The organism is Chryseobacterium sp. BIGb0232 (assembly GCF_024810195.1).
In the GTDB taxonomy this organism is placed as follows: domain Bacteria; phylum Bacteroidota; class Bacteroidia; order Flavobacteriales; family Weeksellaceae; genus Chryseobacterium; species Chryseobacterium pennae.
Genome location: NZ_JANUEH010000001.1, coordinates 1,270,623 through 1,283,736, shown reverse-complemented (window position 1 = coordinate 1,283,736; position 13,114 = coordinate 1,270,623). Strand labels below are relative to the sequence as shown.

The 13,114-nt window shown below is 35.5% G+C and carries 11 protein-coding genes; 5 read left to right on the top strand and 6 right to left on the bottom strand.

Annotated elements, in window-relative coordinates; translation table 11 throughout:
- Positions 1-56: 56 nt before the first annotated feature.
- The 6 genes from M2372_RS05540 to M2372_RS05515 all read right to left on the bottom strand — a co-directional run bounded on the left by M2372_RS05540 (position 57) and on the right by M2372_RS05515 (position 7,694).
- Positions 57-971, bottom strand: a complete 915-nt coding sequence (locus M2372_RS05540) for an AraC family transcriptional regulator (protein WP_123319057.1) — start codon at positions 969-971, stop codon at positions 57-59.
- A 100-nt stretch (positions 972-1,071) separates the two neighbouring features.
- On the bottom strand, positions 1,072-1,911 hold the full coding sequence (locus M2372_RS05535) for an SDR family NAD(P)-dependent oxidoreductase (RefSeq protein WP_123318037.1): 840 nt from the start codon (positions 1,909-1,911) through the stop codon (positions 1,072-1,074).
- Positions 1,912-2,031: 120 nt separating this feature from the next.
- Positions 2,032-2,838, bottom strand: a complete 807-nt coding sequence (locus M2372_RS05530) for an AraC family transcriptional regulator (protein ID WP_123318038.1) — start codon at positions 2,836-2,838, stop codon at positions 2,032-2,034.
- Complete coding sequence (locus M2372_RS05525; RefSeq protein WP_123318039.1) at positions 2,835-3,764, bottom strand: XRE family transcriptional regulator; 930 nt, start codon at positions 3,762-3,764, stop codon at positions 2,835-2,837. Before M2372_RS05525 ends, M2372_RS05530 begins: the two co-directional genes overlap by 4 nt.
- Before the next feature lie 92 nt (positions 3,765-3,856).
- Positions 3,857-4,852, bottom strand: a complete 996-nt coding sequence (locus tag M2372_RS05520) for a hypothetical protein (RefSeq protein ID WP_123318040.1) — start codon at positions 4,850-4,852, stop codon at positions 3,857-3,859.
- Positions 4,853-4,859: 7 nt separating this feature from the next.
- A complete protein-coding gene (locus tag M2372_RS05515) occupies positions 4,860-7,694 on the bottom strand; it encodes a hypothetical protein (protein ID WP_123318041.1) in 2,835 nt (944 codons plus the stop codon).
- Positions 7,695-8,060: 366 nt separating this feature from the next.
- On the opposite strand from M2372_RS05515, the gene M2372_RS05510 reads away from it, so the two are divergent.
- The 5 genes from M2372_RS05510 (at position 8,061) to rpoN (ending at position 13,081) form a co-directional block, all read left to right on the top strand.
- Positions 8,061-8,708, top strand: a complete 648-nt coding sequence (locus tag M2372_RS05510) for an LA_2272 family surface repeat-containing protein (protein WP_123318042.1) — start codon at positions 8,061-8,063, stop codon at positions 8,706-8,708.
- A 2-nt stretch (positions 8,709-8,710) separates the two neighbouring features.
- Positions 8,711-9,286 carry a hypothetical protein gene (locus M2372_RS05505; RefSeq protein ID WP_228455617.1) on the top strand — a complete coding sequence of 192 codons (576 nt, stop codon included), beginning with the start codon at positions 8,711-8,713 and terminating at the stop codon, positions 9,284-9,286.
- Between the two features lie 11 nt (positions 9,287-9,297).
- Positions 9,298-9,897 carry a CDP-alcohol phosphatidyltransferase family protein gene (locus M2372_RS05500; protein ID WP_123318043.1) on the top strand — a complete coding sequence of 200 codons (600 nt, stop codon included), beginning with the start codon at positions 9,298-9,300 and terminating at the stop codon, positions 9,895-9,897.
- A gap of 111 nt (positions 9,898-10,008) precedes the next feature.
- Positions 10,009-11,457 (top strand): asparagine--tRNA ligase, encoded by a 1,449-nt coding sequence (gene asnS, locus M2372_RS05495; RefSeq protein WP_115970145.1) that lies wholly within the window; start codon positions 10,009-10,011, stop codon positions 11,455-11,457.
- Between the two features lie 160 nt (positions 11,458-11,617).
- Positions 11,618-13,081, top strand: coding sequence for an RNA polymerase factor sigma-54 (gene rpoN, locus M2372_RS05490; RefSeq protein WP_115970146.1), 1,464 nt, complete (start codon positions 11,618-11,620; stop codon positions 13,079-13,081).
- Positions 13,082-13,114: the final 33 nt, after the last annotated feature.

Below are 13,114 nucleotides of genomic sequence, written 5' to 3'. Positions count from 1 at the left end.
ACTTCTTTACAGTAAAATAGAATGAAATTAACATTGCTATTTTATCATCATGTATTCTAATTGAACAGCTTTCTAAATTCTCCCGGTGACTGATTTGTTTTTTGTTTAAACAGCTTACTGAAAGACTGTGGATGCTCAAAACCGAGTTCATAAGCAATTTCACTCACGGATAAACTTGTGGTGCTTAAACGTTCTTTTGCAGAATCAATTAATTTATTCTGAATGTGCTGCTGTGTATTTTGCTGCGTATGAAGACGAAGTAAGGTTCCCAGGTAATTGGGTGAAATATTCATCTGCTCAGCTATACATTTTACAGAGGGAATTCCATTTTCTATAAGGTTTCCGCTTTCAAAATATCCAGAGAGAATTTCTTCAAATTTATGGAGCAATTCATGGCTTGATTTTTTTCGGGTAAAAAACTGACGCTCATAAAAACGGTCAGAATAAATCAGTAATAATTCAATCTGTGCAATAAGAAGTTCCTGGGTGAATTTATCAATGTTTGACTGATATTCACGTTCAATATTTTTAAGAATTTCAATAATGATCTTCTCTTCTTTATCTGAAAGAAAAAGGGCTTCTTTCACCTTGTAGCTGAAGAAATCGTAAGATTTTATTTTTTTTGTTAATGATGTATTCCAAAGAAAATCAGGGTGAATGAGCAATAAAAATCCGGTAGGTTCTACCTGAATATCCTTTCTTATTTCCAGGCTTAAACACTGCTGTGGCGAAACAAAACACAACACTCCCGAATCAAAATCATATTGTTGCTGCCCATAATTGAATTTAGGATTAACATTTTTCTTCAACCCAATTGAATAAAAATTCTGAATCCATTTCAATTCTTCATCTTCCACAATATAATGTACTTTACTGTAATCTATCAGACTGATCAGAGGATGCTCAGGACTGGGGAGACTACAGAAAGCATGAAAATCTGTAATTGAATTAAAACGGACAGGTTGTTTCATCATAGCTAATTTAATTGTTTTTGTAAAAGTATAACGTATTGTTTCAGAAAGATATCAACCCCGCTCAGAACGAACGGAGTTGATAGATATCCTGATGTTACTAAATTGCTGTTGAAACAGTCAGTTTTTCCCATTTTTCAGCATCTTTCTTTAAGATATCAATTTTGTTATTGAGAAATTCCATCGTTCCTACACCCAATAATAAATGAACAGGGGGATTTTTCTCTTTACTGATCTGGATGAGCACATCAGCTGCTTTTCCGGGATCATTGGGCTGGTTTCCATTAATTTCATTAAGATGAGCCTGCTCGGAAAGCCTTGCAGCTTCATAAGCCTGAATAGGATTAGCCGGAGTTTTCACAGAGTCTTTCGTTAAAAAATCTGTACGGAAATAACCAGGATAAACAACTGTAGCATGAATTCCAAAATCTTTTACTTCTTCAGCCAGAGCCTCTGTAAATCCCGCAACAGCAAATTTTGTTGAGCAGTAAATTCCCCATCCTGGAAAATTAGCAGAATATCCACCAACAGAAGAAATATTGAAGATGTTTCCTGATCTTTGCTCACGGAGATAGGGCATGGCATTTCTTACCACATTTAAGGTTCCGAAAACATTCACAGCATAATTTTCTCTTGTTTCTTCATCGGTAAGTTCCTCCAGCGTTCCTATTTGTCCGTAGCCGGCATTGTTGACAACTACATCAATTCTACCGAAATATTCCACAGTTTTAGCAATTGCGGATTTTATATCATTGTTATCTGTGATGTTGACACCGAGTGGAAGGAAACTTTCTGAAGCTTCTCCAATGGTTGAAATGAGAGATTCAACGGTACGGCTAGTAGCAGTAACCTGAAACCCTTCGGATAATAATTTTTTTACCAATTCGAATCCTAAGCCTTTTGAAGCCCCTGTCACGAACCATACTTTTTTTGTTTCCATTTTTAAATAATTTTTTGTTTAAATGATGGTACAAAGATGAAAACTTACCCAAATGAAAATGTAGCCGAATCGGAGAATGATGTATCCAAATCGTGAATGGTAATTTTATTTGAAAAGATTTCAGCGGGTTTTCAGGAGATTCCTGTATTTCAATGGTGTGATCCCTATATTTTCTTTGAAACACCGGATGAAATGACTTTGATCTGCAAAACCGCAGTTTAGAGCAATATCCGTCAAAGAAGATGACGAATTGAGAAGTTTTATCGATTTTTCAATCTTTAGTTTCCGGAGGTATTCTCCCAGATTACAATGGAAATATTTATGAAAATCTCTGCTTAAATGAACAGGATGGATGTTCAACGTTTTAGAAAGCTCAGTCAGATTTAGGGTTTCCGCAACGTTTTCATGTAAGATCTCATTAATCTGACCTACCCACAATGGTTTTCTGTCTTTGATTTCCCTCTCATGGGTTAATTGACTGAAAAGATGCAGCAGTAACTGATTGACAGCCAGTTCAAAATATGTAGTATTGGTTTTTGTTTCTTTAAAGATCTGATGTACCAATAATTTGAAGGCAGGATTTTTTATATTGAAACTTCCTTCAACTTTGTTTTTCTGAATGTCAAACCGTTCCAACCAATTTTGAGTGATTTCGATGTGGAAGCCTCTGGTAAAAATATCCGGTTTAATATTATAGTGTGGATCTTCCCAGTGATGATACAATAATGTTCCAGCTGAGCATCCGTATGTTTCTTTTTTGTTTCCCTCTGTCATACTGCCCTGAAGGAGAAAAGTAAAGTAAGCATTTTCATGATAATGCCAGTCTACGTAAGGATGGGTATATTCCGTATCAGTGATAATTAATCCTTCTAAATTGATCATTTGATTGGTTTCCCCAAAATATTCGCCGTTACAAAGACTGTTCATGATAGATTGTGTTTTAACCGGTCAATTTGTTCATACATTTTATTAAAGAACATTTTCCTTTCTCTGTTTCCAGATTCATTCAAAGATTTTGAGTTTTTAATCTGATGCTCAAAATAGCTCAGTGAATCTTCACAGGTTATTTTATCATTGGTCATCATATATCCAAACATACTGAAAGGAACAAAAAAGGAACATTGCTGCTCATTTTTAAATAAAATACTATTATTCAAAATTACTAAATCATTGACATATATCTGGAAATTAGTTTTTTCCAAAGTTTTATTTTCCAATCCTTCAAGTAATCTTCTTAAATCATCAAGGATCAGGTCAGCATCATTTTTTTTCAACAATCCCATTTCATAATAAAACGAAATTTGCCTCAAAGCGCTCATAATCGTAGTGTCATTCCATATTTCAGTTACATTTTGTTTGCCATAAAGGTCTTTCAGCATTTCATTTTTTACAGAATGATATTCCATATTAAACTCGTGAAAAGGACTTAAAAACTTATCCTGATTCAGTAAATTCATCCATACATAAAACTTAAAACGGGACAAAACAGAATCCGAAATGGTATAGAAAAACGGAATATCCTTAGCTGAATAATAGACTTTGGAGTTGGTAATATCCTGAAAAACGTTTAGAATTTTAAGAGAGTTTTCAAAGTAATTCAAAAGATCATCAGTTGTTTTTACAGGTTGTGTTCTTTGAATGACCAATTGATTTTCTGTACCCAGAAACTGATCCAATGATATTTGATAATATCTGGCAAGCTCAATCGCTTCCTCAAAGCTGAATTTTGCCTTTAGTGAAGTCCTTCTATGGGCTGCATCATAGCTTATATTAAGAATATTGGCAATCTCATCATTCAAAGATTTATCACCAATTTTTCTCCGGATTTCTTTTAGTAAAGCTTCCTGATGCATGGCCTTGTGATTTTCACAAATGTAATATTTTTTTATTTTCTTATACCTACTATTGAGGGGAATGTGTAGATAATTTCAAATAAACTAAACTTTCATAAACCTTTGGTTAATCCCGGATGCCTGCCCAGGCACTTTGAGTACCATGGAGTATTTAATAATGCCGTAGCTGTTTTTTCTTCAGTAATTTTATACAAAACATTTTTGCTGTAATGGTAATCGGCATATTCGTTAACCGGTTTACCATTTACTTTTGCTGGAATACCCGCTATTTTCGCCATTATGCCTGTTGTATTTTTTAAAACATTGAAATAGTTGTTGATTTGGTTAACCCACAGATCTATGATCATTTGTCTGAGATTTCCGTATTTATCCAGCAAATTAAACTCGCACGCCGAGCTTCTTTCAAATGCCGCAGTTTCAATATACCACAAGTTTACCGAGTGGTCAAACCCGATGGCCCATGACCTTCTTCCTGCTAAAAAATGGCGTTGGTTAACATCAATGATATTGTTCACGATCTCAAAGGCCTTTGCCTTATCTATTATACCCAGAGAAGATACTATTTTGGTTAAATTTGAAAACAAATCAGATTCCTGTTTTTCAATCCATTCCCGTTTTAAAGTAGTAGCGAAAAGACTCAGGGAATCTGATGCTTTTTCTATGGCCACCCAGTCTGTATGGATTACTGCTGTTAAAAAATCCAATTGGGGAAGATTAGGGAATACCTTAATAGTTCCCCCCATTTGAAATGCAATGGTTTCTTTTGAGTTAAATTTATATTTTCCTGTGGTTGCTTTTGCAACATTTGATACCGAAAATATCGGGCAAAAATTTTCCAACAAATGCTTATTCATCTTTATAATCTGATCCCGGGAAGGATTGGAAATATAGCTGAAGTATCCCCTGAAATGATTCCCGTGAAATTTGCCCACTCCTTCATACACGTTTTTTTCCGTAAATTCTCCTGGCTTCCCTTTTGGTGGAGGAACCATAGAAAGTGGTTTGGGAGTGGTCTGGTACGTGGGAGCTGCATTGGTAGCAGCTCCTGAATACCCTCCTTTTGGATTTGCGAATGTATTGTAGCCCATAATCTGTTTATTCTGAACAATTTTTTAATGGATAACTTGGCAAGCACTTAGACTTATCCCGTAAGAAAGTTAAAGTGGTTGGCGTAATAAATTCCCAGGGAGCACCTATGAAAACAGCTCCCGTAGACCACTTAAGGCCAGATGCTGTAGATCCTTCGTAGTTTCGTTCGAGTGTGATCAACCAGGAAGTATGTACAGATACAGATGTATCTTCTGTAATGCTTACGATTCTGTACACTTTGCAGTCTATTACTATCTCTCTGTCAATATCGACATTGATTCTTAATGCACTTACTCCCGGACCGTAATAATCCCAATAATGATCAGTATTGCTCAGCACTACAATATTTGAGGCATTAGTTACACTCAGCACTCCCTCTCTGTCTGAATAAAAGTTTTCTTTCTGTTCTTTTATTTCCTGGGCAATGGAAACATAATGTGGATCATTAGGCAATGGAAGAATACCTGTACCACCCCAGATTTCCCCGTAAGCTATAAAATGAGAAACATAATCGAAATATCCGTCTCTTATAGGAACCATAACCCTACAGCTTCCAGCTTCTAAAAACTTTTTAAAGATCAAATCATTGGATTCTTCTTTCAGTTTTTCGGACCAGCTGCATTTCTTTCCCCAAAAGTAAGGGTAGAAAATATAAGTAATCAGGTTCCAATTAAAAGCTTGTTCAAAAAACTGGATAAATCTCCCTTGCTGTTCTGCTTCCTTAATATTCATTTCGGGATATCCACATGGCTCAACTCTGTTTTTCATGGCATCAAACCTGTCAAAAAACTGGCATGAAATATAACTGATGACCATTCTTTTCAATTCAGCCTTTTCCGTTTCTCTGTTAATAAATGGGTTTTTGTTGTAGCGCTCTTTTTTCAGTTCTTCTTCTTTCAGTTCAAATTCTTCTTTGGCTTTTTGATAGTCAGCAAATTCTTTATTGTACTTTTCCATTGCTTTATTATAAACTTCGGTAATTTTGGAGAAAACTGCCGTTTGCCATTGTTCCTTGACATCGTCTTTTAATTTGCATCTTACGATCAGATCCCATTTAAAATTTGTGACGTCCCAGGCATGCACATTTACCATTTGCGTACCTTCTATGGACGGTAATGGTGCCGTATTTCCGAGATTATTCAGTCCTCCGTCCTGATGCCACATGCTGTCGCCGTTAGGTCCTAAGCTCGCGTTAATAGAAACCCCACCGCCTTCATTATAATTCAGGCGAATATTAACCACACGCATGCTGATTCCTGCATAACCGGAAGGAATGTTGCAGGGAAATGCTGAGGTCCATGACCCGGATTTATTATTTTTGCCTTTCGGATCACCCGGTTCGCCTTCCAGAGGGACTGTAGTTTCTATGAAAAAATCCGGAGGAGCAGGTACATCTTTAAGTCCGTATTTGGAAATCAGGGATTTGTAATTTTCCGGGGTAATCATTTCCTGCTTAATATCAGGAGCGACAGGCTTTACAGGTATTGTTCCCTGGAATTTAGTTTCAAAAAGCCTTTTGTATAAAGAAGCAGGTTCAGGTAAAATCAGATCAATCACGGCCTTTCTTCCATAGTTATAAACCTGTGCTCTTGATAATTTATTTACATAGAGATACTGTCCCGAAATATTGCCTCCGCTGAAATTATTGAAAGAGTGCTCATTGATTTCCTCTGTCTCGAAAAGTCTTTTAGTGGAAATCAGTTTTCTTACTTTTTCTTCAACCTGTTTGGTAGCACGGTCAATAACCTCTTTGGAAGAGTTTACAATCTCTTTATTCGTTAATGATTTGGCTTGGTTATTACTGTACTTGGAATCTGCCTGTAGTTTATAGGTTCCCCAGTCTGCATTGGCAGTAACACCTGCCTCAAAAGCCGAATCTTGTTTTATGATATTTTCGGTCTCTTTCTGTAAAGAGGCTTTATCTTCGGTTTGCAGATATTTTTCTTCAAACTGTCTTATTTCTTCTTCGGTTTCCACAAGTTCTTCCGTTCTTTCCAGGCGTCTGTGTTTAGTGGTTAGCTCTTCTCCTTCCAACACATTTTTTATATAAGATAAATCTCCTGCCTGATAAGATTTTGTGTAGTCTTTAACAATCATCAAATCAATAATGTCAATTCTGGGTTTGGCACAACATTTACTTTGTGGTACGCAGTCATCATTTACTTTACATGTGCATTTTTCATTGATGCAGCCCGGAATCTTGGTTTCGGTGAGAGAGTCCTTCACATTCAAAAAAGGAAACTCGGCAGAGCGTATTTCGGTATTGCAGGGATCAAGTTTTAAAAAACAGGAAGGAAGTAAAACCCGTTTGTCAAAATACTTCAAAATATTATAATCCGGCAGTTTCATGTTAAAATCATAGCATCTTTCTACAAAGGTCATCAGGGTAAAAACTGAAAGATAATCCATATTGGAAGGATGGCTTAAATTTTTAAGCTGCGACAAGCACAAAATTGTATCGGAAATTGCTGTTCTTTGTGTAAAATAGAGACTTTTATCTTTTTTATCTTTTGCAAAAACCGTGTCTAACCCAGCCTCCTTAATAATGCTGTAGATCTTGCTTTTATCAGGTGTATTTCGTACCGAACTAAGGCCTTCAATTGCCTTCTTCCATTCTTTACCGAGATCATCTGCTTTTTTTATGGAATCTTTGCTTTGTAAAAACTGTTTCATTTCCATATTGAGTGTGCTTACATTATTTTCCCTGCATAACATCTGCCAGTTTTTAAATCTGTCTGACTGATAGTTTTCGGGATGAGACTGGATGCCAAAGGATTGAGTGTCATTAGGACTTAGCATCTCAACAGCTCTTGTTGTAAAAATTCGTAATAATTCTGACATAATATTTATTTTTTAATATGAAATTAAAATTGGCAAAATGCCTTTTTACTAATTCTATCTGATTGTGCTCGCAAAATTTAATTGACAATTGTTTGAATTAAAAAATGATATTTGGGACATCTATTAATAGCTATATCAAATATCACAATACCCAAGGGAAGACAAAAGAGAAAAACCCTATAAATTGATTAGGGATTTCCCTGTTTTTTAATGGGGGTTTCCCTGTATGCTTTTACACTGTTGAGCTTTTAAAAGGATGTTTGTTTTGCGATTTTCACAAATTCCCTGTTTTTTTTAATTTTTTTTCACATTGAGATTCGCGTTTTCTGCTGATAATTTTGAAACATAATTTTAAAATCATGAGCTATGAAAGCACAATTTTTTTTAATACCGATCCTTTTATTCAGTAGTCTTTTCTATGCATCAGATACCATAAAAGTGGATTCTTTAAAACCCAGAGTTTTTGGATTTTCACCTTCAAAGAATACTAGAAATATTAATGGTGTTCTATTTAAATATTTTGAAGAAGATGGGGATTTTACTCCTAGAAAAGTAAATGGATTGGGAGTTGGGGGGAATGTCATAGGAGTTTTTTTTCCCTTTTTATTGTTTTTTAATTTGCCTGACGCTTTGAGTAAAGGAAGCCTGAACGATGGCTATGAAATAGTTCCTGAAAATAAAATGAATAAGATTAATGGGGTTCAGTTATCATTGGTTAATATGGAACCAACGGTTACGAATGGATTGGAAATTAATGTTTCGAGTAATATAAATACATATGCCGTAACGAATGGACTGGCTATTTCACCGCTGTATAATCTGCATCATGAAATAAAAGGGGTTTCTGTAGCGCCGTTTGCGAATGTTGGACAAAAATGCAGAGGTCTTCAGATCGGACTCTATAACAGTTGTAAAGACTTCCGTGGCATCCAGATCGGAGCATGGAACGAAAATGGAAAGCGGAAATTACCTTTTATCAACTGGAATTTTAAGAAACAAAAAACAAACAAATAACCATGAGAAATCTTGTTTTAATATCTGTTTTTACAGTTGTAGTATTGAGCTTGAGCTCATGTGTGAGTTTCAACAGAAAAATGATTCAGGATGATCTTTCGGAGCTAAAGAAAGAAAATGTTCAGATGATTGATGGTCAGTATGAATATAAAGGATATGAGCATATCAGAAATAGCAATGTAAAATCTGATGCAACAGGAAACGTTGGAGAAATGCTGAATGTGAAAGAGGGAGGGGGGAAAAATGTTAATAAGCTTATTATAAAATCAATGCCGCTAGCTAAAGATAAAACGTTTGAAATACGATTTATGCTTTTAAAAGAGGATAGTCTTATATATACTTTTACCTATAAAGCGCGGCTTAAGAAAGGATTGCTTTTATTAAATAATTTCACTTCTCAATGTGATGAAATTCCTTATCTGTTTGGAGGCTGTCAGAATTTTCAGTCAAGAATAGGGGTAACAAAAGATCATAATCTCTTGATTCAGGATTATTATGATAACAGTGGCGCTTTTTTATTCTTTTTCTGGGCAGGGTATACAATCAATTATGCAGAAAAATACAGGAGAATTAATTGAAAATAATAATCATGAAAAATATACCTTATTTATTGATCTTGTCCCGTTTTATTACAGCATTGGTGATTCTGTATCTGGGATATTTTGTAGGAGAATCAGCACGTCAATATATTCTGATTCTAATGTATTTTGGATTGTTTACCGATATTTTTGATGGGATTATTGCCCGTAAAGCTGGTATTTCCTCAGAAAAACTGCGAAGGATGGATAGCCAGACCGATCTTGTTTTCTGGCTTTCATTAGGATTTGCTTCTTATTTTCTGAATCCGGATCTGATTATTAATGAATGGAAAAGCATTCTGCTGATCTTCATCATGGAAGCATTATGTTATATCATAAGTATCTGGAAGTTTGGAAAAGAAACCTGCACCCATGCTTTTTTAGCTAAAATGTGGGGCTTGAGTCTTTTATTGGCTTTTACCTATCTGATAGGTTTTCAGAAAGCAGGCTGGACCTTTGATTTAGCTGTGATCTTAGGGTTGATTTCGCATATAGATGTTATCCTGATCATTCTGTTTCTTCCCCAATGGCAATATGATGTTCCAAGCTTCTACCATGCCCTGAAAATCAGGAAGGGAAAGCAAAGAAAAAAGACCATTTTCTTCAACTGAAGCATTAAATAATTGATAAATAATTTTTAAAGACAGCGCAATCATCAAGTTGCGCCGTTTTTTTGTAACTTTGCGTCCATTAATTTTTATACGAAAATTTATTATCAACAAATGAAAAAGCAAACGATCAAAGAAATCCTAAAGGATTACAAGAAAGTATTACATCATGACATTACAGTTTACGGATGGGTAAGATCATTCCGTGCAAATCGCTTTATAGCTCTTAATGATGGTTCTACGATTAATAATTTGCAGATAGTTGTTGATTTCGAAAATTTTGATGAAGAGATCATCAAAAATATTAGCACAGCTTCTTCTCTTAAAGTAGTTGGTGAAGTAGTAGAAAGTCAGGGAGCAGGACAGTCTGTAGAAATTGTTGCTAAAAAGATTATTGTTTTAGGAGATAACTTCACAGAAGAACTTCAGAGCACGATCCTTCAGCCTAAAAAACATAGTCTGGAGAAACTTCGTGAGCAGGCACATTTGAGATTCAGAACCAACTTATTTGGAGCTGTTTTCAGAGTACGTCATGCAGTAAGTTTTGCAGTTCACTCATTCTTCAACCAAAACCAGTTCTTCTATATCAATACACCGGTAATTACTGGAGCTGATGCAGAAGGTGCAGGAGAGATGTTCGGAGTAACGAATTTTGACCTGAACAATATGCCAAGAACTGAAGAGGGGGAAATTGATTTTGCACAGGATTTCTTTGGTAAGAAAACCAACCTTACGGTTTCCGGACAGCTTGAAGGAGAAACTGCAGCTATGGGATTAGGAAGAATCTATACTTTCGGACCTACTTTCCGTGCAGAGAATTCAAACACAACAAGACACCTTGCAGAATTCTGGATGATTGAACCGGAAGTTGCTTTCAACAACCTTGAAGATAACATTGATCTTGCAGAAGATTTCTTAAAATATGTAATCCAGTATGTATTGGATCACTGTAAAGATGATCTGGAGTTCTTAGACAACCGTTTTGCTGAAGAACAAAAGACAAAACCGGAAAAAGAAAGAGCAAAAGAAGGACTTATCGAGAAACTTGAAAATGTAATTGCTAAACGTTTTAAGCGTGTGAGCTATACAGAGGCTATCGAGATTTTAATGAACTCAAAGGAGAACAAAAAAGGAAAATTTGCTTATCCTGTTGAAAGCTGGGGGACAGATCTTCAGTCTGAGCATGAAAGATTTTTGGTTGAAAAACATTTTGAATGCCCGGTTGTATTGTTTGATTATCCGAAAGAAATCAAAGCTTTCTATATGAAGCTGAATGAAGACAACAAAACGGTTGCTGCAATGGATGTTCTCTTCCCAGGTATCGGTGAAATCATCGGTGGATCTGAAAGAGAAGCAAGATTAGACGTTTTAAAACAGAAAATGGCAGATATGCATGTAGATGAACACGAACTTTGGTGGTATTTAGACACTAGAAAATTCGGTTCTGTACCGCATGCAGGTTTCGGTTTAGGATTAGAAAGACTAGTTCTTTTTGTAACAGGAATGACAAACATCAGAGATGTAATTCCTTTCCCTAGAACCCCGAAAAGCGCTGAATTCTAGAATTATAAAAAAAAAGCCTTAACAATTGTTTAAGGCTTTTTTATTTTTCAATAGTTTATATATGTAAAAAGTATAAAGCAAAAATCATGCTAAATGTATTTTTTGTCAAATAAATTTATTAAATTCGTAGAATATGTTATGTTAAAACGCCAATATTAATATGCTTAAACAACACTTACAACTCAAATTAGGACAGAAGCTGGCCCCTCAGCAGATCCAGTTGATGAAGCTTATTCAGCTTCATACTCTTGAATTTGAAGAGGAGTTGGAGAGAGAGTTAGAAGAAAACCCTGCTTTGGAAATTGTAAAGGAGGATTCTAAGGAAGATGAGTATTCTTCCCTGGAAGATGCTTATCAGGATGAGGGTACAGAAAGCATTGAAACAGATTTCGACGTTAACGAATATCTTTACGACGACGAACCAAGCTATAAAACTGCATCCAGTAACTACTCTCCGGATGATGAAGAATTTGACAATGAAAGCCTTCTGACTGAAGGACAGTCATTATATGATTATCTGACTGAACAGATTCACCTTGTCAATATCAGTGAAGAAGACCTGAAAATCGCAGAATATCTGATCGGTAACCTGGATACAGACGGATATCTGAGAAGAGAGATCAAATCTATTGTGGATGATCTTGCTTTCTCACAGGGAATCTATACCACAAAAGAAAAGGTAGATGATATCCTGGAAAATTATGTTCAGAAATTAGATCCTTCAGGAGTAGGAGCAAGAGGCCTTCAGGAATGTCTATTATTACAGATCGAGAAGAAAGTAAGTTCAGATAAAGCTGTTTCTTTAGCTGCCAATATTCTGAGATATCAGTTTGATGCCTTAACCAATAAGCATTATAACAAAATTATCCAGAAATATGATATTGAAGAAGAAGATCTGAAAGATGCTTTGGACGAAATCTCAAAACTCTCCCCGAAGGTTGGAGGAAATTTTGATACCCAAACCATTACCATTAATCAGGAAATTATCCCGGATTTTGTCATTCAGGTGAAAGATGGGCTGGTCATTCCTATGCTTAACAGTAAAAATGCACCTACATTAAGAGTTTCTGAAGAATATAAAGACATTCTTACAACGTATTCTCATGATAAAAATTCGTCTGAGCATAAACAGGCTGCATTGTTTATCAAACAAAAATTAGATGCTGCCAAATGGTATATTGATGCAATTAATCAGCGTCAGAATACTTTATTACAGACGATTACAGCTATTGTGAAGTTCCAGAAAGATTATTTTATCACAGGTGATGAAAAATCTTTGAAACCAATGATTTTAAAAGATGTGGCAGATATTACCGGATTTGACATCTCTACAATTTCAAGGGTAGTAAAAAGTAAATATGCAGATACTCCCAATGGTATTGTTTATCTTAAGGATCTGTTCTCAGACAGCTTAACGAATGATGATGGGGAAGAGGTTTCCACTAAGGAGATTAAAACCCACCTTCAGGAAGTGATCAGTAAAGAGAATAAGAGAAAACCATTGACAGATGATGCTTTGGTAGTCATCTTGAAAGAACAGGGCTATAATATTGCCAGAAGAACGATTGCAAAATATCGTGAACAGCTCAATATTCCTGTTGCAAGGTTAAGAAAAGAATTATAATAACTTGTAACATATCCAACAATATAAAAAGGT

Bases quoted from the DNA above. Each gene is read 5' to 3' on its own strand.
- M2372_RS05505 (WP_228455617.1), top strand. From the start codon at position 8,711: ATGAGAAATCTTGTTTTAATATCTGTTTTTACAGTTGTAGTATTGAGC.
- rpoN (WP_115970146.1), top strand. From the start codon at position 11,618: ATGCTTAAACAACACTTACAACTCAAATTAGGACAGAAGCTGGCCCCT.
- M2372_RS05525 (WP_123318039.1), bottom strand. From the start codon at position 3,764: ATGCATCAGGAAGCTTTACTAAAAGAAATCCGGAGAAAAATTGGTGAT.
- M2372_RS05535 (WP_123318037.1), bottom strand. From the start codon at position 1,911: ATGGAAACAAAAAAAGTATGGTTCGTGACAGGGGCTTCAAAAGGCTTA.
- asnS (WP_115970145.1), top strand. From the start codon at position 10,009: ATGAAAAAGCAAACGATCAAAGAAATCCTAAAGGATTACAAGAAAGTA.
- M2372_RS05520 (WP_123318040.1), bottom strand. From the start codon at position 4,852: ATGGGCTACAATACATTCGCAAATCCAAAAGGAGGGTATTCAGGAGCT.
- M2372_RS05510 (WP_123318042.1), top strand. From the start codon at position 8,061: ATGAAAGCACAATTTTTTTTAATACCGATCCTTTTATTCAGTAGTCTT.
- M2372_RS05530 (WP_123318038.1), bottom strand. From the start codon at position 2,838: ATGAACAGTCTTTGTAACGGCGAATATTTTGGGGAAACCAATCAAATG.
- M2372_RS05515 (WP_123318041.1), bottom strand. From the start codon at position 7,694: ATGTCAGAATTATTACGAATTTTTACAACAAGAGCTGTTGAGATGCTA.
- M2372_RS05540 (WP_123319057.1), bottom strand. From the start codon at position 971: ATGAAACAACCTGTCCGTTTTAATTCAATTACAGATTTTCATGCTTTC.
- M2372_RS05500 (WP_123318043.1), top strand. From the start codon at position 9,298: ATGAAAAATATACCTTATTTATTGATCTTGTCCCGTTTTATTACAGCA.